14 protein-coding genes and 3 tRNA genes are annotated in these 20,173 nt (G+C 61.5%); 5 read left to right on the top strand and 12 right to left on the bottom strand.

Features of this window, described 5'->3' with window-relative positions; translation table 11 throughout:
- Nucleotides 1-670: 670 nt before the first annotated feature.
- Nucleotides 671-1,909, bottom strand: a complete 1,239-nt coding sequence (locus TCCBUS3UF1_RS00320; RefSeq protein WP_014514483.1) for a zinc finger MYND domain-containing protein — start codon at nucleotides 1,907-1,909, stop codon at nucleotides 671-673.
- Between the two features lie 169 nt (nucleotides 1,910-2,078).
- Between TCCBUS3UF1_RS00320 and TCCBUS3UF1_RS11525 the strand changes: the two genes are divergently transcribed.
- The 3 genes from TCCBUS3UF1_RS11525 to TCCBUS3UF1_RS00310 all read left to right on the top strand — a co-directional run bounded on the left by TCCBUS3UF1_RS11525 (nucleotide 2,079) and on the right by TCCBUS3UF1_RS00310 (nucleotide 5,436).
- The gene (locus TCCBUS3UF1_RS11525; RefSeq protein WP_081477214.1) at nucleotides 2,079-2,261 is read left to right on the top strand and encodes a hypothetical protein; all 183 of its coding nucleotides are present in this window, start codon (nucleotides 2,079-2,081) and stop codon (nucleotides 2,259-2,261) included.
- A 431-nt stretch (nucleotides 2,262-2,692) separates the two neighbouring features.
- Nucleotides 2,693-4,234 carry a hypothetical protein gene (locus tag TCCBUS3UF1_RS11735; RefSeq protein ID WP_155983227.1) on the top strand — a complete coding sequence of 514 codons (1,542 nt, stop codon included), beginning with the start codon at nucleotides 2,693-2,695 and terminating at the stop codon, nucleotides 4,232-4,234.
- 29 nt (nucleotides 4,235-4,263) lie between these two features.
- On the top strand, nucleotides 4,264-5,436 hold the full coding sequence (locus TCCBUS3UF1_RS00310; RefSeq protein WP_014514481.1) for a site-specific integrase: 1,173 nt from the start codon (nucleotides 4,264-4,266) through the stop codon (nucleotides 5,434-5,436).
- A 525-nt stretch (nucleotides 5,437-5,961) separates the two neighbouring features.
- On the opposite strand, the gene TCCBUS3UF1_RS00305 is transcribed toward TCCBUS3UF1_RS00310, so the two are convergent.
- Together TCCBUS3UF1_RS00305 and TCCBUS3UF1_RS11730 are read right to left on the bottom strand one after the other, a co-directional pair.
- Nucleotides 5,962-7,458 carry a hypothetical protein gene (locus TCCBUS3UF1_RS00305; protein WP_014514480.1) on the bottom strand — a complete coding sequence of 499 codons (1,497 nt, stop codon included), beginning with the start codon at nucleotides 7,456-7,458 and terminating at the stop codon, nucleotides 5,962-5,964.
- A complete protein-coding gene (locus TCCBUS3UF1_RS11730; RefSeq protein WP_155983226.1) occupies nucleotides 7,455-8,270 on the bottom strand; it encodes a hypothetical protein in 816 nt (271 codons plus the stop codon). Before TCCBUS3UF1_RS11730 ends, TCCBUS3UF1_RS00305 begins: the two co-directional genes overlap by 4 nt.
- 1,055 nt (nucleotides 8,271-9,325) lie before the next feature.
- Here TCCBUS3UF1_RS11730 and TCCBUS3UF1_RS00300 point away from each other — a divergent pair.
- Nucleotides 9,326-10,045 (top strand): DUF433 domain-containing protein, encoded by a 720-nt coding sequence (locus TCCBUS3UF1_RS00300; protein WP_369791721.1) that lies wholly within the window; start codon nucleotides 9,326-9,328, stop codon nucleotides 10,043-10,045.
- A complete protein-coding gene (locus tag TCCBUS3UF1_RS11520; RefSeq protein WP_014514478.1) occupies nucleotides 10,042-10,482 on the top strand; it encodes a hypothetical protein in 441 nt (146 codons plus the stop codon). Before TCCBUS3UF1_RS00300 ends, TCCBUS3UF1_RS11520 begins: the two co-directional genes overlap by 4 nt.
- Before the next feature lie 336 nt (nucleotides 10,483-10,818).
- Here TCCBUS3UF1_RS11520 and TCCBUS3UF1_RS00295 read toward each other — a convergent pair.
- The 9 genes from TCCBUS3UF1_RS00295 to TCCBUS3UF1_RS00255 all read right to left on the bottom strand — a co-directional run bounded on the left by TCCBUS3UF1_RS00295 (nucleotide 10,819) and on the right by TCCBUS3UF1_RS00255 (nucleotide 20,148).
- A tRNA-Val gene (locus TCCBUS3UF1_RS00295) sits at nucleotides 10,819-10,895 on the bottom strand.
- A gap of 1 nt (nucleotide 10,896) precedes the next feature.
- Nucleotides 10,897-10,971, bottom strand: a tRNA-Glu gene (locus TCCBUS3UF1_RS00290).
- Between the two features lie 6 nt (nucleotides 10,972-10,977).
- Nucleotides 10,978-11,053 (bottom strand) — tRNA-Lys (locus TCCBUS3UF1_RS00285).
- A 24-nt stretch (nucleotides 11,054-11,077) separates the two neighbouring features.
- Entirely contained in the window at nucleotides 11,078-11,779 is a 702-nt protein-coding gene (locus TCCBUS3UF1_RS00280) for a hypothetical protein (RefSeq protein WP_014514477.1), read from the bottom strand.
- Between the two features lie 54 nt (nucleotides 11,780-11,833).
- On the bottom strand, nucleotides 11,834-14,209 hold the full coding sequence (gene ctaD, locus TCCBUS3UF1_RS00275; protein WP_014514476.1) for a cytochrome c oxidase subunit I: 2,376 nt from the start codon (nucleotides 14,207-14,209) through the stop codon (nucleotides 11,834-11,836).
- A 14-nt stretch (nucleotides 14,210-14,223) separates the two neighbouring features.
- On the bottom strand, nucleotides 14,224-15,237 hold the full coding sequence (gene coxB, locus TCCBUS3UF1_RS00270) for a cytochrome c oxidase subunit II (protein ID WP_014514475.1): 1,014 nt from the start codon (nucleotides 15,235-15,237) through the stop codon (nucleotides 14,224-14,226).
- Nucleotides 15,238-15,248: 11 nt separating this feature from the next.
- Nucleotides 15,249-17,075, bottom strand: coding sequence for a heme o synthase (locus TCCBUS3UF1_RS00265; protein ID WP_014514474.1), 1,827 nt, complete (start codon nucleotides 17,073-17,075; stop codon nucleotides 15,249-15,251).
- A gap of 161 nt (nucleotides 17,076-17,236) precedes the next feature.
- Entirely contained in the window at nucleotides 17,237-18,826 is a 1,590-nt protein-coding gene (gene pckA / locus TCCBUS3UF1_RS00260; protein ID WP_014514473.1) for a phosphoenolpyruvate carboxykinase (ATP), read from the bottom strand.
- 53 nt (nucleotides 18,827-18,879) lie between these two features.
- Entirely contained in the window at nucleotides 18,880-20,148 is a 1,269-nt protein-coding gene (locus tag TCCBUS3UF1_RS00255) for a hypothetical protein (RefSeq protein WP_014514472.1), read from the bottom strand.
- Nucleotides 20,149-20,173 lie beyond the last annotated feature (25 nt).

Genomic DNA, 20,173 nt, shown 5'->3' with positions numbered 1-20,173 from the left:
CGTCATATGCCTAAGAGTTAGAGGGAGGATAGGGCTTCCACCGTAGCCAAAGCCTACATCCTCCGTCAGCCCGCCCAGGCGGGCACAGAAGGAGTTCCCCGCAGGGAACTGGTTAGGGAGGTGGTGGAGAAGAGTATTGCCTCCCAATCCACCGTGAAGCGGGTTCTGGCCAGCCTGAGGCAAGAGGGGATGGTAAGGACCAAGACGACCCTGAAGGGCAGGGGCAGTCCAGAAGTCCTCATCCTGGCCAACCCCGAAGCGGACACCTAGGCTTGCATCACTCCTTGGGTGAACCCAAACCCTATCTAGCCCATCCTGAAGAGAAAAGGAATTTGGGTTCAGCCTTTTACTACTCCTATAACTAAGGTTCAGCCGGCCCCCCTCTTCATTTGCCTACCCATCCGCTCACCATTCTCTCATGATATGTGGGAAGAGGGTTGAACCCGAAAGCAGGGGCGGGCTGAACCAAGGGATCCAGGGCATTTGGAGTCAGCTCTTTTGATGTACCTCCGTTCCCAGAAGCCTTGTCTCAAGGGACTTTGGTATAGCGAACCCACAGGCTTTACAAAGAGGTGTAGCTGCCGTCAGGGATAGAGAGTCCCGCCAACTGCAACCCCCATTAACAGGACCGAGGGGCTCTCTTTCCAAGGGAAGCCCTAGCCAGCTCTCCTCACTCCACTTTGTGTTTGCTGCTTGCCCTTTGGTTCCTCCAAGCCTTCATCCTGCAGACATCGCTACAGTAGCGTGTATCCCTCCGCCGGGGCGAGAAGACCTTCCCGCACCACTCGCAGGCCACATAGTCCCGTCTCAGCAGCTGGAGCAGGCCGAGGTCAATGAGGCTCATAAAACCAAAGTAATGGGCAGCTGACTGCGCACGCCGGTTCTGCCCCTCCTGCTCCGACTGCACCCACTCCTCCCAAATCTCTCGGAGTTCCTGGGCCCACTCCTTCCAGGACTCATCCAACTGACTCTGCTTCCTCACCTGCTCGGACCTCTTCTTGAGGAGAGCCAGAGGTATCCGAGGAGCCCTTATAGGCGTGTGGGTCTCGAACTTGGACACGGGCTCTAGGACCACGTGTCGGGTAGCTTCCTCACGTAGCACATTCTCCAGGCCAGAAACCCTCAGGCTTCTGCCTCTCCCCAAGTACTCTAGGGCGATGTCTAGACCCCTGCGCTTTGCGCCCTCCAAGGGATCACCGGCTGGACGGACGCGAAGCTCCACCCCTGCCTGGCCATTCTCCTCCAAGACCTCAAGTGGGAAGCCCAATTCTTGAATCACTCTCTGCAGGATCGGTTTCGGGGGCAGGTTACTCTCCTCACGGAGCTTTAAAGCCAGACGGACGGTCTGGAAGAAGTAGGCGGCCTCAACCCAAGCCCATAGGCTGTCGTCCCTGAGAAGGCTGTTTGCCCCAGAAAACCTCCCCCAGACCCCCTCACCCGAAAGCCTCCAGTCCGGTTCGAACGAGGACAGGATACCCGCCTTCCGGGCCATCTCCCCTATCGTCTTGCGGGTGAGGCTATCGGGCTGCAAGGGGTCTTGGTCCTGTTGTAGGGCCCTGTACACCCTCTGGAAGGCCTCTAGGGGGGATACAGAAGCCTTGGGCGGCAGGTTGGACTCTGGGCTGGGTTCCCAGATATCACTGGACGCCCACTTCCGCACCAGCCGGGGGTAGAACTTTGTCAACTTGAGCCAAGAGGGCAGTGGATGATCCCGGTCAACCTCCTCCTCAGGGGTGTCCAGGTCGTAGTCCTCCCCAAACCTGGAAAGGGGCTGTACGGGCGAGTACCCACGGGTCCAGTCCCAGGGGGGTATGTCCTCAGGCCTTTCTGCCCAGACCACGTCCTGAAGGACGGGTACGGGCAGAACGGTAAGCGCAATCTTTAACTCGGAGTGCACAAGGGGAATCATAACCCTAGCTGAAGACACAAGCAAGCAGGTTTTGGGTATCCTATAGAGCCTCCCCAGAAGAATGGTCCCCCATTGCATCAAGGGGTGATATGGGGCCGTTGGGCTTGCAACGGATAGTGAACGGATAAGATGTTGACAAAGCGCCCAAAAACTCTTAAATTAACCATGTATGGGTAGGGAGAAGGTTCTACTAAGTGTAAAGGACCTAAGAGAAGAGCTAGGTGAGGACCTGATTGGACGTGACACGGCCTATAAGATTGCTCGGCAGCTTGGCATCAAGCTCGGACGTCGGTGGTTGGTACCCCGGGAGGTCCTGGAACAGATCAAGCGGGGTCAGATCAAGAAGCTCTGAGCCAGTGGAAGAAACGATGTCCTTAGGTGGAGCAGGAGGTGTCATTGGTACACTATGCAGGTTGCATAAATTGCAGTTGCCTAAGCCGTTCCTCGGACTCAGGTGTCGCATCCAGTCTGCAGGGTGATGCTTCCTGTGTCCCTGGTGCTCTGCAGGATGACCAGCAGAAGGGCGGGGACATTCAGCAAGGCGAGTGGGGTCAGTGCACGGGGGATCTGCCCAGTGAATATCGCTACCTTTACCACTACATCAAGAAACTCTCCCAACCCTGTCCTCATCTGGAAGCTTGGGCTGAGCTCTTGAGGGTGAAGAGGGTTAGGCGGTTACTGGCTCGGCTTAGGGCGTTGTTTAGCCTACCTCAACGCTGTTTGCTTTTGGCATCCCCGGACAAGAGGGTGTTTTCTGTCCTGGAGGGGCTCAGTCGGACTGAGGTGCTCCTGGCGCTCTACCTTCACTTTGAGCTTGGGGTCCTCCTGGTGGGCACAGATCATGCGGTTTCTCGTAGGGGGAAGCGGGTCGGATCCTGGTGGATGCCGAGATATGGGACCCGCGTGGTGGCGTTGGACGTGGACTGTCCCCTAGAAGCCTTCAGGGCGCAGGTGGTGGGGTTCCTGGCTGAGGTACGGGACTCCCTTGGGCTCTGGGGTTTTTACGGCTCTTCCTTCAGCGGACAGGTTCACCTGTACTTTCTTTTTCGCAAGACAGTCCCCCTGAAAAGGGCCTATCAGCTCGGTCAATTTCTCAGGAAGTTAGCCCTGCGGCATTTCCCTAGGGACTCGGTTAAGGAAGTGGTGGCCTATCCTACGAGGGAAAGTGGCCCCGGTAGGTTCCTATTGTTGCCCTTGCGCTGTCTGGGGGATGGTCTAAAGCATGTCGAGTTTGGGTATCCCTCACCCCTTGGCCCTATGGTTCGGTTCTTGGAGGAAAGACTAAACTCGTGGGACCAGGTTTCCCAGAGGCTAGAATTCCCTAATAAGACTCAGCCAAAGGCCCCGTTCAGGGCAAGGGCCTCCGTTCTCCCCCATGCGAAAAGGGACAAAGCCCCGCTGGGGGAATCGTCCAGCAAGTCCGCTCGAGCTAAAAGCCCGGACGCCCTTCCGCCAGGGTCCCAGGATCGAAGCTACCCCCTTTCTTCGGAAGATTACTATGCCTTGCGCAGGGGAGATAAAGTGAACCCTGTATTCCCGGAGGAAGGCTGGCTGGAGCAGGGAACCCTGGAGGGTTTAAGGCGGCTAATCTCTTCTGCTTCCTTGGGTTACGTCAAGGGAAGTCGGCAGAATCTGATCCTAGGTCTAGCTGGTTTTGCTGCCCGGCAGGGGATCCCCGAGGAAGTGTTCATCCAAGAGGTCCAGCACCTGCTGCAAGGGGACGAGGAAAAGAGCAAGCGGCTCTATGGGATTCGCAGGACCTACCAGAGAGCCAGGACCAGGAGAGAGGTGTGTTGGCACGACTTTTTGGAGGGGGTTTTAGGGGGTGGTCTGCTCCAAGAGGTGCAGAGCTTTCTAGAGACAAACCCCGACCGCCTAGGGGCTTGGGCTCGGGACCTAGGCCTTTCCTCCTCCACCGTCCGGCTCGCCCTTTTGATCAGCGCGGAAGTTCTGGAGAAAGCCTCCCTCTTTGGGGTTGCCCGCATAGGGTACAATGCCACGGCCAAGAGGTACAGGGTATCCAAGCGAACGGTGTCCGAGGCCCTAGGGTTACTCAAGCGGGCGGGTGTCATCCAGAGGGTGGAGGTAGGCTTTTTCCACCCCGATGCCTCTGGCAACAAGGTCTCCAAGGGATCTGCTTATCTGCCTCTCCCGGAGCTCCTTCAGGTCAGGAAGGAGCAAGGGTTGCTTGAAGCGGTGTTGGGTGCCCTCTCCAAGGCAGTCGTGGCAAGGGAACGTCTGGCCGGAGGAAACAGGCTGAGGCCTTTAGCCCTGTCTGTAAACGGGCCAGGGCTAGAATCCGATCGCGGGGTTCCAAAGCTGTGAGCAAGCTAGGGACCGAAGGAGGTTGGAGGATGGCCAGGGGTAAAGGCGGTGGAACCACGTACTACCACAAGGCAGCCCAAAAGTGGGTGGCCGAGCTCCGTTGGGTGGACGAGGCTACGGGGAAGCTGAAGAAGCTCTGCCGGTACGCCCGCACGCGCCGGGAGGCGGAGGAGCTGTTGGCCAAGATGGTGGCGGAAAGGGCCCAGGGTCTCCTTCCCGAGCCTTCCCAGGTCACCGTGGTCCAATTTGCCCAGAGGTACCTCCAGGGGCTGGAAGGGGAAGGCTTGAGACCCAACTCCCTCCGGCTGGCTCGTCAGGAGTTGGTCTACGCCCTGCCTTCCCTGAAGGACCCTTCAGCCCATGATCCCTTGGGAAGGATGCGCCTCCAGGAGGTGCGGCCCCTACATGTTCAGAGGGTCGTGGACCAGTTGCGTCAGGGGTATGCCCCTAGAACGGTGCGCAAGGTCCTGAACCGGCTCCGGGCCCTCTTCCAGAGGGCTTGCGAACTGGAACTCCTCCCCCGCAATCCCGCAGGGGCTATACGGCTCCGGTTGCCCCAAGGGGAAAGGGCAGCCCGGGCCTTGGAGCCCCAGGAGGTGCTCCGTCTCCTGGAAGTTGCGGATGGGGCAAGGAGCCGGGAGATGGCTCTTCTCCTTCGCCTTCTCCTGGAGACGGGTCTAAGGCGGGGCGAGGCTCTGGCCCTGCAGTGGCGGGACGTGGACCTGGAAAGGGGGGAACTCCGGGTCTGGCGGAGTTGGACCAAGGTGAACGGCAAGGGAGACTTCACCCAGCCTAAAACCCGAACAGCCCGAAGGGTTGTCCCCTTGCCCCAAAGCCTTCTCCTCCGCCTCAGGGCCTGGAAGGAGGAGCTAGCTCAGCGCCTGCCTCAGGAAGTCCTGGAGGAAGCCTTTCTCTTTGGGGGCAACAAGCCCTTTGACCCCGATGCCTTCAACCACTACCTCCGCCGTCTAGCCCAGAGGGCAGGACTGGGGAAAGTCCGGGTCCACGACCTCAGGCACACCTGGGCTAGCCTGGCCCTTTCCCGGGGTATCCCCCTGGAGGTGGTCAGCGAACGGTTGGGGCATGCCAGTCCCCATGTGACCTTAGGGATCTACCGCCACCTCCTGGAAGAGGAGCGCAGGGGATATGTGGTGGACCTGGAGACCCTCCTTGGCCTGCCCGCCGTCAGGCCACAGGCTTGAGTCCTGAGGCTTGCAAGAGGGGAGCCATTCCGGGAGCAAACAAACTCTTCCCCTGTCCTAGACTGGACCGGGCTTCTTCCCTTCCACCGCTGCCAACGGGTGAGTGGGCTCTCCTAGCTCCGCAAGGAGTGAGAAACGAGGAAACGCTGCCGGTATGAGCCCAAACCGCAGGTTGCGTGGAAACCAGATAGCGGAGGTAGGAGTAGTAAGGCTGGAGCAGGGAGGAGTTTACGGGGACGGCTATCCGATTGTCGATATAGAGCACGAGCGGATGCACGCCCCGGTAGAAGCGTACAATGGGCGTCTTGGCAAAGTCCTCTACTTCCTCCTCTTCCATCCTTGGGACCAAAAAGCTTGAAGAGGGAATCTCTACAAAGACCAGATCGCGATGAGCCACGTACTCGTAGAGGTCCTGCAACCTGGAGGACATCTCCAAAGCCTGCAGGATAGGATTTTTCGACTCTTTTACCTTCCGCTGAGCCATTGGGAGGGTAGGGGAAACCTAACATGTGTGGTTGCTGTGGGCTAAACGCTCCTTCCCCTGTAGGTATTAAATCCAGTCCTAAATCCTCTCTGAACATCTTGGGTAGCCTGGTCCAACATGAAACCAGGATTTTCGGAAGCGACCTTGACCACGGCATTCGCAAACTTTGGTCTAAACAGGATAAAGTTTTGGATCGAATAGAAGGTTCGGTAGCCGCTCCTCTGAACCTCTGGAGGAGCGAGCTTCTCAGAGAGCATGTTGGCAAGCCCTTGAGCAAAGACCTGCCTGGGTGTGAGGTTGACAGGGACCGCTTCTGGTTCGTCAACCTCAAATAGGTCTCTTGTGGAGTCCCCCATCCCGGACTCCTTGAAAACCTTTTCAGCCACTCTCTTTGCGGTGAAGGATTTGGCAAACTGCTTAGCAAGCCCTTGGATCATCTGAGGAAGGGGCAGGGACTTCCCATCTTTAGCCCGAGCGATGCCGCTGTGGACGAGGGCCAAGTACGCGCCTGCAAGGGTGGACTCACCTACCAATAACTCTCTCTCAAGGAAGCCGAAGAAGATGGGAACGACCCTCTCGTGCTCGTCAATGGCGGTGACCCTGTAGTCGTAGACATACACGGGGAAAAGACCATTGAGCCCGAGGGCGGAGTAGAAGGCGTGGTCCACAACGTTGTGGACGGCCCTGGTAAAGGCTTCGGGGTCCCCCTTGTAGCTAGAAGCCATGAAGTCCAGGGCTTGCCTCGCCAAGCTGATGACTTGGCTGGAAATCATCTTGGCCGTGGTGGAGAGGATGGTCAGGTTTTGACGGCGCAAGGCGGTAGCTAGCTCAGAGAAAAGGCCAGTGTCGTCTTTGCCTTCGTAGAGGGGAAGGAGAGGCGCGCTCCCTTCCGCATGCTCGTCCTCGTAAGACTCCTTGAGACCAAGCTCTTGGCTCAGCTCCCTGCTAAGCTCATCGATTTCTTGGGTGGCGGAAAGAAGCCCGGCAGGGATGGCAGTTATCCTTCTAGGGTTAGAAGAGAGGACGTTTAACACAGGACGGAGCCTTGCCAGGTACTTCCTGCGGACCGCGGCAGGAAGCAGGAGGTCAAAGCTCTCCTGCATGAGGCTGATGTAGAAGGAAGCGCCTCCCCGCTGCTGGTTTAACGAAGTCCTAACCTTCTGGGCCACTTGACGGACGATGGAAGGACGAGCCATGGAGAACTGGTCCAGGGTCTTCTGGAGGTCCCCAAAGTAGGGGTAGACCAGCTCGTACTTACACTTGTCCTCCTCATCGAGGAAGGCTTTCTCCTCAGGGTCCTCCGTCCCCGGAGCACCTTCGTACTCTATCCGGTTGTAATCGGAGCGGGAGACGAAGAGGGTGAAGAGATTTACCAAGGATTTGTTCCCAAACCAGAAGTCCTTCAAATGCTCGAAAGCCTCGTCGGGGTTCTTGTAGTTTGTGGTGAAAATCTCCTCTACGAGCCGCTTAAAGTCGTCCTTTTGGGCAAACAGGGACGAGGCGTATAGCGTAACAGCGTATTGGGCAAGAGGGGTCATGGTAGATTTGCCCTGACCGCCTCCAGCAAACGTTCCCCCAAGGCTTGCCAGAACTCGGTTATTCTCGAGTCGGCATCTAAGAGTGGCTTGCTTCTATACCAAGCCTCAGCCATTCGGCGCAAGAGTTCCTTATAGTCGAAGCCATTGAACCAACTTCCGGGGAGGAATTCCTCTATGACCTCAATCCTTCCTTCCCTCCCCAGCGCCTCCCAAAAAGTGGGCTTCACCAGGTACATGACTCCCCGGTAAGGTTCGGGTTGCCCTGGAATAAGCCTCAGAACCCAGGCCTTTTCGGCACCCTCAAAGAGTCTGAGGGACCAGCCATTCGCTAAACTTTCCTCTATTGTGTGGGCCCAAAGAGCATTCGGCTCAGGGGCAGAGTCCATTCGACCATGCCCTAGTTCGTGGTAGAAGACCTTATCGAAAATCAGCTCAAAGCTAGCTCCGGTTTTACATGCCCATTCTATTGCTCGCTCCGGACATATCAGGATGAAAGGGGTATGAGGATGAAGGTTGCAGAAAAACTCACGGGCTTTCTTCTCCAAGTGGTTTTCACCTAAAGCAAGGAAGTTTTCCAAGTTATTACCTTCTGGCTTTTGGCGGACGTAAAGGCCTACAGGAGGGGGCTCTAATTCCCGCCTCCAAGCTGGCGCCAGTAGGTCCATTTGCTTGGGATTAGCTAAGAAAAGAGGAATCCTGAGGGCCAAGGATAGGGTTTCCACATCCATCCGCCTATAGAGCTCACCCCTGTCCAGCGAAACGGCATCTTCCGCAGCAGAGCCCAAGTTGGGAGCTTGCAAAGGAGGTTGCATGGTCCACCTCTTGGGAAGAGATTACTCCCTCTAGTAGGATGGATGCAAGATGGAGAAGAGGCTAGGCCAAAGTGAAGTCCCAGAACTGGCCCAGCAGTTGTGGACAACTATAGCTGAAGTGGTGTGTATAAAGCCACCTCCAGCAAGTACCCCTGGGTCCCTTATGAGAATCTGGACCCAAGGCCAGGGCGTCAGGGAGGCTAATCTCTGGGCACCTTGGGCGCCCCTTGAGTCTGTGCCCGCCATTCGGATAGAGGGGGCACCTGGGGGGGAGATTTCGATTGTCCATCTACCCCTAGGTCGCGAGAAGCTTGAAGTGAAGGAAACGGATGCTCTACCCTACTGGGAGGCTAGCTTTGAGGGGTTCCGCATAGGGAATTGGTACAGGCAGGGGGGCTCACCCCGGATCAAGTGGGCTACCTCCGACAAGGTTCTCGACACCGAACTTAAACCTTCTGACCCTCTCTTGAGGCGATTTCATCTAGCGTATCTCTGGAGCATAGGTATTTGTATTGGGGGCAGGCCCATTAGGCTCTCTGACTTTGGTCAAAAAAATATGCTAGAAGAAACGTGCCCAGACAACCTTAGGGACAGGTTGCTCTTGTTGGGGCGTGAGGGGGTAAGAGTTACAGGACCCCTAACAACCAAAGGCGCACCTTGGCCTTTCGACAAGAGGTTCTTGGAAGTGACCTTGGTCGTGAATGTGAAGGTGAGTTTGGCAGATGGTTCATCCACCTCCATATGGCCCCTTACGCTGAGGCGCTGGTTCTTGTCCAGCATGCTACGAGACCTGGCTCGGATCACCAAGAGCTGAGACTTCCCAGCCCTCAAGGTCCACCTTGTAAGGCTGACCTTGTAGGTTTATTCCTGGCAGAGTTCGAACCCGAGGTCACCGTGGGCTTCCTGACCCTGGCCCGGATAGCACGTGAGCTATCCAAGCTCTTGGATCGTCCCGCGCACCTAGTCCCACAGAGAGGCTTGAAACCCATCCTCCATGATAGGGTGCTGGGCGAAGCTAACCTTGGCAACCCTATTCCTGAGTTAAACTAAGCCTCATGAAGGCGAGTAGGGCCGCCCAAAACCACTCCCCTCTCCTGGCCCCAGACCCTAGGGACCGCCCCCTCTACTCTCTTCGAGAAGCAGCCCGGTACCTGGGTCTATCGGAGTCTACCCTACGCTCCTGGATCATGGGCCGGACCTATCCGAAGGCGGGAGGGCAGGAAAGGTCCCTGCCCCTAATAGAGACACCCGGCAACGGGTCGCAGCTCTCCTTCTTCAACCTTGTGGAGGCCAATGTCTTGGCAGCCCTGCGCCAGATCCACCGGATCCCCATGCAACGTATCCGCAGGATGATTGACTACGCTAAGGAAGCCTTGGGGAAACCTAGGCCTCTCCTCCTGGACCTGGAAGCAGGGTTGGGTGACGTTTTTTTGAGGCAAGGGAAAGAGCTTCTGGCCCTGACCCGGGCTGGGCAGTTGGCTTTGCAGGAGGTGTTGGAAAGCTACCTTTCCCGTGTGGACAGGGACGAACAGGGCATCCCCCTGCGCTTCCACCCCGCCGTCGGGACCCAGCTACGGAGCGAGAGGGTGGTCCTGGACCCAAGGGTAGCCTTTGGAGCCCCTACCGTACGTGGGGTGAAGACCTCGGTCATCGCCCTGCGCTTCAACACCGGAGAGGGTTTAGAGGAAATCGCAAAGGACTACGGTCTGACTGAGGAAGAGGTGACAGAAGCGCTGGTGTTTGAGGGGATGGGGGTAGATGCTTGGGCAGCATGACCCCCAAAGCAGCCCTTGGCCAACCGGTCTACTTCTGCGACCGCAACCTAGGCAAGGGATTTCCCCAGCGTTTACGAGAGCTAGGGCTCGAAATCAAGGCCCATGATGAGCTTTTTTCTCCCGACACTCCCGATGAGGAGTGGATTCCTCAGGTCAGCGCTCAAGGATGGGTGATCCTCACTCTTGATGCCCAACTCCGCTACCGTCCAGTGGAAAGGGCTATCCTTCGCTCATTCGGGGCCAGGGTTATCCTCTTCACTCAGCCCAAGCAACCGGAACGTGGCTGGCTTCTGCTCCTAGCAGAGGAGTTTGCCCAAGCCCAGGGAAAGGTCACTGGTTTCCTAAAGCAAAACTCTGCGCCCTTTGTGGTCCGCTTCAGTGTAGACCCCAAAAAGCGAGGGAGCAGGAGGTACCAACTCTTCCCTTTGAAGCTCTGATCCGACACCAATCTCAGGATGGGGTATAAAGAACCGAATCGGATGGTGGGGGTGGAATTTGGACCGCTACAGAATGCGATCGCCTCTTAGCACCTTGGAAACCTTGCCCGTGTCTGTGAACTGCGTTGAACGGTCTCCGTTAGTTTCCGGATATAGGCCAACCCTAGCCATCAAGGAGGTGCCTCATGCTTGTCTTCGCGGATTCTCCAACTGACCTCAGCACCACTGGGAGAGGAGAGGGAGAGGTCAGGGACGTACACCCTCAACTGCCGTAGAAACTGCCGTAAAAACCCTCCCCGCCTTGCTTCCAAGGCGGGGAGTTTTGGCTTTGCATCGTGGTGGGCGGCAGAGGATTTGAACCTCTGACCTCTCGCTTGTAAGGCGAGCGCTCTGACCAGCTGAGCTAGCCGCCCGTGGTGACCCCAGGGGGAATCGAACCCCCGTTTCGGCCTTGAGAGGGCCGCGTCCTGACCGCTAGACGATGGGGCCCCGCTTTGGTGGGCCGTGCAGGATTCGAACCTGCGACCTACCGATTAAAAGTCGGTTGCTCTGCCAGCTGAGCTAACGGCCCCAAAGCCTTTGTGATTATAGCCGCCTAGGGGGATCGGCGCAAGGCGTCCATGATCCAAAGGCCTAGGGCCTCCTCCGCCACCCGCCGCCTCAGGCCCTCGAGGTCCCAAGCCCGGGGCGCCACGGGCTCCAGGGGCACCTTGGGCAGGGAGGCAGCCGCCAAAAAGGCAAAGAAGGCCGCATCAGCCCAAGGGGGAACCCAGGCCCCGCTGCGGCAGAGGAAAACCCGGTGGAAGGGGCCTTCCACCCTTCCCCCCGGGTCCACCTCCCGGGCCAGGGGCACCTGGGGCTCGGGCTCCAGGGCAGGGTCGCGCCACGGGGGATAGAAGACCCGAAGCCGCGCCCCTTGACGGGCGTAGTGGACCATCCAGTCATCGCAGGCCGGCTCCTCCCCCAGGGGCCGGTAGCCGGCATCGTGGTGGGCGTCGTAGAGGACCACCTCCTCCACCCCCTCCCTCACCTGGGGGTGGAAGGCAAGGGCGTTGGAATCCGCATAGTAGAGCCGGGCCCCCGGGGCAAAGGTGAACCGCTCCCAGAACCCCTCCCACCCCTGGGCTTGCGGCAGGGGAAGCCCCCGCAGCAAAAAGGCCAGGGCCCGTTCCTCCCAGGCCGCCTCCCGGTAGTAGGGGGTTTCAAAGTGGGCCCAGGCATAGAGGAACGCCTCGGGGTGCCCAGGATCCTGGGGCAGGGGGAAGAAATAGTCAAAGTCCACCGCCAAAAGCCGCATCCCCTTAGAAATAGCAAAGGCCCCCGCCTCGAGGCGGGGGCCAGGAAGGAAGGCCTACCAGATGTAGAAGAGCACCACGATGAAGAGCCAAACGGCATCCACCAGGTGCCAGTACATGCTGGCGGCCTCGAGGGTGCCGTGCTGGTGCAGGGTGATCTTGCCCCTAAGGGCCTGTAGGTAGGCCAGGATGAGGCCGAAGCCGCCGATCACCACGTGCAGGCCGTGCAGGCCCACGATGGTGAAGAAGGCCGCGGTCCAGAGGTTCTCCTGCCAGCTGGAGTGCCCGTAGAAGGCCCAGAACTCGTAGGCCTGGAAGAGGAAGAAGAGAACCCCCAGGATGATGGTGATGAGCAGGCCAAAACGGAAGGGGTTGAACCGCCCCCGCCTTAGGTCGTGGTGGGCGAAGTGCACGGTAAAGGAGGAGCTCACCAGGAAGAAGGTGTTGAGGAGGGCCAGCCACAAGGCAGGACGCTCCTCCGGCGGGGTGGCCGCTCCGGTGAGGCGCAGGTACAAGTAGCCGGCGATGAGGATGGCGAAGAGGCCCACCTCGGAGACGATGAACCAGGCCATCCCCATCCAGGCGTTGGACTTACCCGTAAGGGTGTGGTGCTCCACCGGGTGGCTGTACTCGTCCTCCAGGGCCCAGCGCACCAGGCCGTAGGCAAAAAGGGCCAGGAAGAGCCACATCCAGACGTTGGGCACGGGCAGGGCGGCCACGGCCACAAAGAAGGCGAAGAGGGTGGCGGCGGCGTAGAAGGGCCAGAAGGAGCTGTTGGGCAGGTGGATGTGGCTGGGGTCCTCGGGCTTCAGTTCCACCCCCTTCTTGGCCCAGTCGTAAAGGGGCCGCTCGGAGGGGAAGTCCTTGGGCAGGGCCACGTCAAAGTTGTGGGCCTTGGGGGGCGAGGCGGTGAGCCACTCCAGGGTGTAGCCGCCCCAGGGGTTCTCCGGGGCCTTCTCCCCGGAGCGCAGGCTCTTCCACATGGCGTAAAGCCAGACCAACCCACCCAGGCCCAGGATGAAGGCCCCGATGGTGGAGATGAGGTTCAGCTCCGGCCAACCCGCCAGGTCCGCGTTGTAGGTGTAGTAGCGCCGGGGCATGCCCAGGAAGCCCAGGGCGTACTGGGGCAGGAAGGTGACCAGGTAGCCCACCAGGAAAAGCCAGAAGTGGAGCTTACCCAGGCGCTCGTCGTACATGCGGCCCGTCATCTTGGGCCACCAGTAGTAAAGCCCGGCAAAGGCGCCAAAGGCCGAGCCCGCCATGAGGACGTTGTGGAAGTGGGCCACCACGAAGTAGGAGTCGTGGAACTGGTAGTCCAGGGGGGTCATGGAGAGCATGACCCCGGTGATCCCCCCCAGGAGGAAGTTGAAGATAAAGCCCAAGACCCAGTAGAGGGGGGTTTTCATCTGCAGGTGCCCGCCCCAAAGGGTTCCCAGCAGGTTAAAGAGCTTCACCCCTGTGGGCACGGCGATGAGGGCGGTGAAGAAGGCGAAGGCGATCTGGAAGACCGTGGACTCCCCCACGGTGAACATGTGGTGGGCCCAAACCATGGTCCCCAGGACCACGATGCCCATCTGGGCCCAGACCATCTGCTTGTAGCCGAAGAGGGGCTTGCGGGCGAAGGTGGAGGCCACCTCGGCCAGGATGCCCAGGTAGGGCAGGAGCATCACGTAGACCGTGGGGTGGGAGTAGAACCAGAAGAACTGCTGGAAGAGAACAGGATCCCCGCCGATATCGGGGTTGAACCAGGTGAGGCCGATCTTCCGGTCCAGAAGGACGAGGAGCGTGGCGGCGGTGAGGCCCGCCAGGCTGAAAAGGTTGAGGACGCTGGCGGCGAAGACGCTCCAGACGTACATGGGCATCTTCCAGAGGCTCATCCCCTGGGCCCTCAGGTTGTAGATGGTGGCGATGAAGTTGGCGTTACCCAGGAGGCTGGAAAAGCCCAGGAGCAGGATGGCCGCCATGTAGAAGTTCACCCCGCTCCCCGACTGGACAGAGAAGGGGTAGTAGAAGGTCCAGCCCACGCTGGGGGCCCCGCCGGGGAAGAAGAAGCTCATGAGGGCCAGGAGGATGGCCCCCAGGAAGGCCCAGTAGCTGAAGGCGTTGATCCGGGGCAGGGCCACATCCCGGGCCCCCAGCATCAGGGGCACCACGAAGTTACCGAAGCCGGTGAGCCCGGCCTGGATGATAAAGAAGAAGAGCATGGTGGCCCCGTGCAGGGTCAGGACCTGGTTGTACTGCTCCCCAGTGAGGAGCTGGTTGTTGGGCACCGCCAGCTGCGCCCGGATGAGCAGGGAAAAGACCCCCGCAAGCCCAAAGGCGAAAAAGGCGGTGGCGGTGTACATCAGGCCGATCTTCTTGTGGTCCACGGTGGTGAGCAGGTCCCAAAGGACCGCCCACGCGTTGGTTTTGGGTTTGGTGGCGATGGCCATTCCCTATTCCCTCCTTAGAACTTGGGCAGCGCCTTGAAGTCCACGCCCTCTACCTTGAGCCCTTCCAGGTAACGCACCAGCGCCTCCAGGTCCCCCTCGGAAAGCTGGGGGAAGCCCGGCATCTTCACCCCCGGCTTCATGGAGGCCGGGTCCTTGATCCAGGCCTTGAGGTTCTCCGGGGTGTGGTCCACGATCCCCGCCCCCAGGCTCACCCGGTTTCCGGTGAAGGCCAGCTCGGGCCCGATGACTGCCGGGGGCATCTTGCCCTGCACCCCGTGGCAGGCGGCGCAGTTTTGCTGGAAAACTTCCTGCCCCCGGGCGTCGGCCACCGGGGGGGTGTAGGCCTTGGCCGCCTGGACGAAACGGTCAAAGGCCTCCTGGGGGACCACCAGAACCCGGAAGAGCATGCGGGCATGGCTGGGGCCGCAAAGCTCGGCGCAGAAGCCGTAGTAGTTCCCGGGCTTCTCGGCTACAAAACGTATCCGGGTCTTTTGTCCCGGAATGGCGTCCTGCTTGCCCACCAGGCCCGGCACCCAGAAGGAGTGGATCACGTCCTTAGAGGTAACCTCCAGCTCCACGGGAACCCCCGCGGGGAGGATGAGCTCGTTGGAGTTGCGGAAACCCGCTTCCGGGTAGTGGAAATCCCACCAGAACTGGTAGCCGGTAACCTCCACCTTCATGGCCCCGGGGGTGGGCTTGTTGACCAGGATCAGGCTGCGGGCGGTCAGGCCGAAGAGGATGAAGATGATGACGATGGGGATCACGGTCCAGACCACCTCGAGGCGGTCGTTGCCGTGGATCTGGGGCGGTTCGCCTTCTTGGCCGGGCCGGGCTCGGAACTTCCAGGCGATGTAGGCCAAGGCCCCCGCCACCACGCCGAAAATCAGCACGGAAAAGAGCAAGACCCAGACCAGGAGGAAGTTGGTCTCCCGGTTGACGGGAGAAAAGGGGTGGGTGATGGCCACCCGGTGGGCCTCCTGGGCCAGGGCCAGACCTATGAGACTTAGTGCCGCTACGCCTCGTTTCATCCACTCCCTCCCTAAAGCACCCGGTCCACCGCCATGGCCACGAACAAGAGGGCCAGGTAGAGCATGGAGTACTTGTACAGCGAAACCGCCGTTCTCCGTTCGGGCTGGCGGTAGAGGGCAAGGCTCTTGACCAGAAGCAGGGCATTGAGGGCCAGGCTGAAGAAGAGGTAAAGGAGGCCTAGCTCACCCAGCAGCAAGGGCATGAGGGAGATCATGGCGGTGAGCACCGCGTAGAGGGCGATCTGCACCACCGTCACCCGCTCCCCCAGGACCACGGGCAGCATGGGCACCCCCACGGCCTTGTAATCGTCCTGGATCATCAGGGCCAGGGCCCAGAAGTGCACCGGGGTCCAGAAGAAGATGAGGGCAAAGAGGTACCAGGCGAAGAGGCTGAGCTCCCCGGTCACCGCCGCCCAGCCCACCAAGGGGGGGAAGGCCCCCGCGGCCCCGCCGATGACGATGTTCTGCCAGGTGCGCCGTTTCAGGTAAAGGGTGTAGACCAGGACGTACCAGATGAGGCCCATGAGGGCCAGGGTGGCGGCGAGGAGGTTGGCGCCCCACCAGAGGAGGAGGAAGGCCCCAAAGGCCAGGGCGAAGGCAAAGCGCAAGGCGTCCCGGCTGGATATCCTCTGGGTGACCGTGGGGCGCTGGGCCGTGCGGCGCATGCGGGCGTCTATGTCCCGATCCACCACCATGTTGATGGCGTTGGCCGCGCCCGCCATCATGTACCCTCCCAGGGCCACGGCCAAGAACAACCCCGTGCCCGGCCAGCCCTGGGCGGCGATGAACATGGCCAAGAGGGTGGTGAGGAGGAGAAGGCTGATGACCCGAGGCTTGGTAAGGGCCAGGTAGTCCTTCCAGGTGGCCCCGCCCGTGCCCTGGTGGAGCCGGCCTGCCTCGGCGCTCCCCTCCCCCAGCTCTACCCGCCTGGCCCCCCGGGCCAGGGCCGCCGCCGCCAGCAGGAGGAAAAGGAGCCAGACGGCGTAGGCCAAGAGGAGGTGCAGAAGCTGCATCCAGACCGGGGCCTTGAGCCACACGTTCACCAGGCCGGCAAGAAGCTGGATCCCATACAGGTAGGCCAGGCCTTGGGCCAGGCTACGGGTATGGGGAGAAGGACGCAGGTGGGCCACCAAAAAGCCGGCGAAGACCACGTAAAGCCCCACGCTCACCGCGATGAGGGGGTGGAGGACCCGGAGGCGCACCAGGAAGTGCTCCCCCGGGGTCAGGGAGCGCTCCAGGGCCTCGAGGGTATTCCGAACGGGGAAGAGGAGGTCCCCCAGGGCGGTGACCGCCCCGCTCATGCCCAGGAAAAGGAGGGCCAGGAAGCCCAGAAGGAGGGCCCAGGCCACCGCCCCCTGGCCCCGTAGGCGCAAGGGGGCTCCCCCGGAAGCCCACCAGGCGGCCAGGGCCAGGGCCGCCAGGAGGAAGTAGGTGTTGGCCAGGTGCACCATCTGCACCACGGCCCGCTCCGGGGTCACGTTGTCGGCCACCCAACCGAAGAGGACCAAGGAGGCCCCCACCAGGCTCTCCGTGACCATGAAGAGGAAGGCGAGCCCCGCTCCCAGGCGCACGGGGTGCCCCTTGGGGTAAAGGCGCAGGGCCAGGAGGAAAAGCCCGAGGACGGAGAGGAAGGCCAGGCCGGAGGTGGCCCGGTGGGTGAACTCAATGAGGGTTTCCACCTGGGGACTCCGGGGGATGATCTCCCCGTTGCAGGTGGGCCAGTGGGAACCACACCCCGCCCCCGAACCCGTGGCCCGCACGTACGCGCCCCAGAGGGCCACCAGGACGTTCCACCCCAAGACTCCCCAGGCGTAGCGGCTAAACCAGGCTTGGCTCATAGGAAACCCGTCCCCCAGACGGTAGCGCTTACCATTCTGCCAGAAGGCTTCGTCCGGAGGTGAAGTACATTTGTCCCTGCCATCTTCGCCAGGTAGGAGCCTAATACCCCCACACCCTACTTGGCAAGGGGGCTGGGCTACAGGCCCAGCCCCCGAAGGGCCTAATCCGCCCGGGGCCCGGCCAGGCGCACCGCCTCCCCTACCCCGTCGGCATACTTCTGGAAGTTTTCCTGGAAGAGGTGGGCAAGCTTGCGGGCCTGGCGGTCGTAGGCCTCGGGGTCGGCCCAGGTTCCCCGGGGGTCCAGGAGCTCCTTGGGCACGCCTGGAACCTCCAGGGGCACCTCAAAGCCGAAGACGGGGTCCTGGCGGTAGGGAACGCCCTCGAGGGCCCCGGAAAGGGCTGCCTGGAGGAGGGTCCGGGTCAGGGGCAAGGGGAAGCGCCGGCCCACCCCATAGGGTCCCCCGGTCCAGCCCGTGTTCACCAGGTAAACCCGGGGGGCATGGCGGGCGATCTTCTCCCCCAGCATGCGGGCATACACCCCGGGGTGCATGGGCAAGAAGGGCGCCCCAAAGCAGGCGGAGAAGGTGGCCTTGGGCTCGGTAACCCCCCGCTCCGTCCCCGCCACCCGGGCGGTGTAGCCGGAGAGGAAGTAGTACATGGCCTGCTCGGGGGAGAGGCGGGCGATGGGGGGCAGAACCCCGTAGGCATCGGCGGAAAGGAAGAAGATGGCCCTGGGATGGCCAGCCATCCCCGACTCCACCACGTTGTCCAGGTGGGCGATGGGGTAGGAGGCCCGGGTGTTCTCGGTCTTGCTGTCGTCGTCCCACTCCACCCGGCGGCTTTCCGGGTTGACCACCACGTTCTCCAGGATGGCCTCAAACTGGTTGGAGGCCCGGTAGATGAGGGGCTCGTGCTCCTCGGAGAGGCGGATGACCTTGGCGTAGCACCCGCCCTCAAAGTTGAACACCCCCTCCTCGCTCCAGCCGTGCTCGTCGTCGCCGATCAGGGGGCGCAAGGGGTCGGTGGAGAGGGTGGTCTTCCCCGTGCCCGAGAGGCCGAAGAAAAGGGCCACATCCCCGTCCTGCCCCACGTTGGCCGAGGCGTGCATGGGGAAGACCCCCCGCTTGGGCATCAGGTAGTTCATCACGGTGAAGATGCTCTTCTTGATCTCCCCCGCGTACTTGGTGCCCACGATGAGGACCAGCCTACGGGCAAAGCTGATGCCCACAAAGGCCTCGCTGCGGGTGCCGTCCCGCTCCGGGTCGGCCAGGAAGTAGGGGGCGTGGACCACGGTGAAGCCCGGGGTGAAGCGCTCCGCCTCGTCGTCCTCAGGAAAGCGGCGGGGCAGGATGAACATGTTGCGGGCAAAGAGGGCGTGCCAGGGGCTTTCCGTCACCACCCGCACCCCCAGGCGGTAGCGCTTGTCTGCCCCGGCGTAGAGGTCTTGCACGTAGAGGTCGCGCTCCGCCAGGTAGGCCACCACCCGCCCGTAGAGGGCCTGGAAGGCCTCGGGGGCAAAGGGCTGGTTCACCTCCCCCCACCAGATCTCCCCCTCCACCTCGGGCTCCCGCACCACGAACTTGTCCTTGGGGCTTCTGCCCGTGTAGGGGGTGGTGTCCACCACCAAGGGCCCCTTATGGGCCAGAAAACCCTCGCCCCGGGCCAGGGTATGCTCCACCAAGACGGGGGAGACGGTGTTCCAAAACACCTGCTTCTGGGGGTGTAGGCCGAGATAGCTCAGGCGGTCCATACGGGCCTCCTCTCGTCCAGGGTATCACAAGGGGATTTCCACGCTTCCACCCCCTACCCTTCCCCGTATCCTGGCCGGCCCAGGAGGGCAAAGGTGAGGCGCTTGCCCAGCTCCACCCCGGGCTGGTCAAAGGCGTTCACCCCCCAAAGCTCCCCCAGAAGGGCGGTCTGCCACATGAGGTGCTGCAGGAGCCAGCCCACGGCGTAGGGGGAAACCTCGGGGAGGTAAAGGGTGTACACCTTCTGCCCGGCCTCGGCCAGGGCACGGTAGGTGGCCTCGGCCTCGGCGGAAAGGAGGGTGAAAAGCCCCTTGCCAAAGAGGTAGCCCGCTTCCCCCTCCAGGCCCTCCGCTGGGGGAAGGGGGAGGTCTTCCGTGGGCCTTTCGGGCACCACCAGGGTGAGGAGCTTGTCCAGGGGGCCTTCGCGGAAAAGCTGCACCTGGGCGTGCTGGTCCTGGGGTCCCAGGGCGGGTACGGCGGTGGTCCCCACGGGCCGCCCTTCCCGGTCGCGCTTGCCCAGGGACTCGTCGTGGAGCTGGACAAACCAGGCAGGGAGGTGCTTTAGCCTTTCGGAGTAGACCATGAAGACGGCAATGGGCAGGTGGCGGTGGAGGTGGTGGAGGAGGGCGGTCTGGAGGGGGAGGCTTTCCCCTAGGGGAGCCAGGGCGTTGGCGTTGGCCTGCCGGGCCCCCATGAGGAGGGCGTCCAGGTCGGCGTCCGCGAAGGCCAGGGGCAGGAGGCCCACCGGGGAGAGGACGGAGAACCTTCCCCCCACGCCCTCGGGGATGGGGAAGGCGGCCAGGCCCTCCCGCTCGGCCAGGGCCCGCAACGCGCCCCGCTTGGGGTCGGTGGTGAGGACCAGGTGCCGCCGCCAGCCCTCCCCCAGGTGCCCCTTCAGCCAGTTCAAGAAGACCAGGAGGGCGGCCAGGGTTTCCGCGGTAGCCCCCGATTTGGAAATTGCGTTCACCAGGGTCTTCCTGGGGTCTAGGGTGCGGAGGAGCCTGAGGACGGGCTCGGGCTCCACGTGGTCCACGTAGTGGAAGCGCACCCTTCCCCCGTTGAAGGCGGCCTCCAGGGCCTTGGGCCCCAGGGCACTCCCCCCGATGCCCAGGAGGACGTAGTCCTCCACCCAGGGGTTTTCCTCACGGAAGCGGCGGATCCGCCTCAGGGTTTCCGTGTCCTCGGGAAGGTCCAGCCAACCCAGCATGGCGCCGGGGTCCTTTCGGCGGGAGAGGAGGGCCTCCCGGGCGGCGAGGAGGATCCCCTCGTGGGCCTTTAGGGCCTGGGGAAAGTCCGGGAGGAAGCGGGTATCCAGCCGGAGCATGCCCCCATGTTACCCCCGGCCAGGG

The sequence above is a fragment of the Thermus sp. CCB_US3_UF1 genome (assembly GCF_000236585.1).
In the GTDB taxonomy this organism is placed as follows: Bacteria; Deinococcota; Deinococci; order Deinococcales; family Thermaceae; genus Thermus.
Note: the sequence above shows the minus strand (reverse complement) of the source record. Positions and strands in the feature narration are given on the sequence as shown.

Coding starts and splice junctions, on each gene's coding strand:
- coxB (WP_014514475.1), bottom strand. CDS start 15,237: ATGAAACGAGGCGTAGCGGCACTAAGTCTCATAGGTCTGGCCCTGGCC.
- TCCBUS3UF1_RS00255 (WP_014514472.1), bottom strand. CDS start 20,148: ATGCTCCGGCTGGATACCCGCTTCCTCCCGGACTTTCCCCAGGCCCTA.
- TCCBUS3UF1_RS00305 (WP_014514480.1), bottom strand. CDS start 7,458: ATGACCCCTCTTGCCCAATACGCTGTTACGCTATACGCCTCGTCCCTG.
- TCCBUS3UF1_RS00310 (WP_014514481.1), top strand. CDS start 4,264: ATGGCCAGGGGTAAAGGCGGTGGAACCACGTACTACCACAAGGCAGCC.
- ctaD (WP_014514476.1), bottom strand. CDS start 14,209: ATGGCCATCGCCACCAAACCCAAAACCAACGCGTGGGCGGTCCTTTGG.
- pckA (WP_014514473.1), bottom strand. CDS start 18,826: ATGGACCGCCTGAGCTATCTCGGCCTACACCCCCAGAAGCAGGTGTTT.
- TCCBUS3UF1_RS11730 (WP_155983226.1), bottom strand. CDS start 8,270: ATGCAACCTCCTTTGCAAGCTCCCAACTTGGGCTCTGCTGCGGAAGAT.
- TCCBUS3UF1_RS11520 (WP_014514478.1), top strand. CDS start 10,042: ATGACCCCCAAAGCAGCCCTTGGCCAACCGGTCTACTTCTGCGACCGC.
- TCCBUS3UF1_RS11525 (WP_081477214.1), top strand. CDS start 2,079: ATGGGTAGGGAGAAGGTTCTACTAAGTGTAAAGGACCTAAGAGAAGAG.
- TCCBUS3UF1_RS00300 (WP_369791721.1), top strand. CDS start 9,326: ATGAAGGCGAGTAGGGCCGCCCAAAACCACTCCCCTCTCCTGGCCCCA.
- TCCBUS3UF1_RS00320 (WP_014514483.1), bottom strand. CDS start 1,909: ATGATTCCCCTTGTGCACTCCGAGTTAAAGATTGCGCTTACCGTTCTG.
- TCCBUS3UF1_RS00265 (WP_014514474.1), bottom strand. CDS start 17,075: ATGAGCCAAGCCTGGTTTAGCCGCTACGCCTGGGGAGTCTTGGGGTGG.
- TCCBUS3UF1_RS00280 (WP_014514477.1), bottom strand. CDS start 11,779: ATGCGGCTTTTGGCGGTGGACTTTGACTATTTCTTCCCCCTGCCCCAG.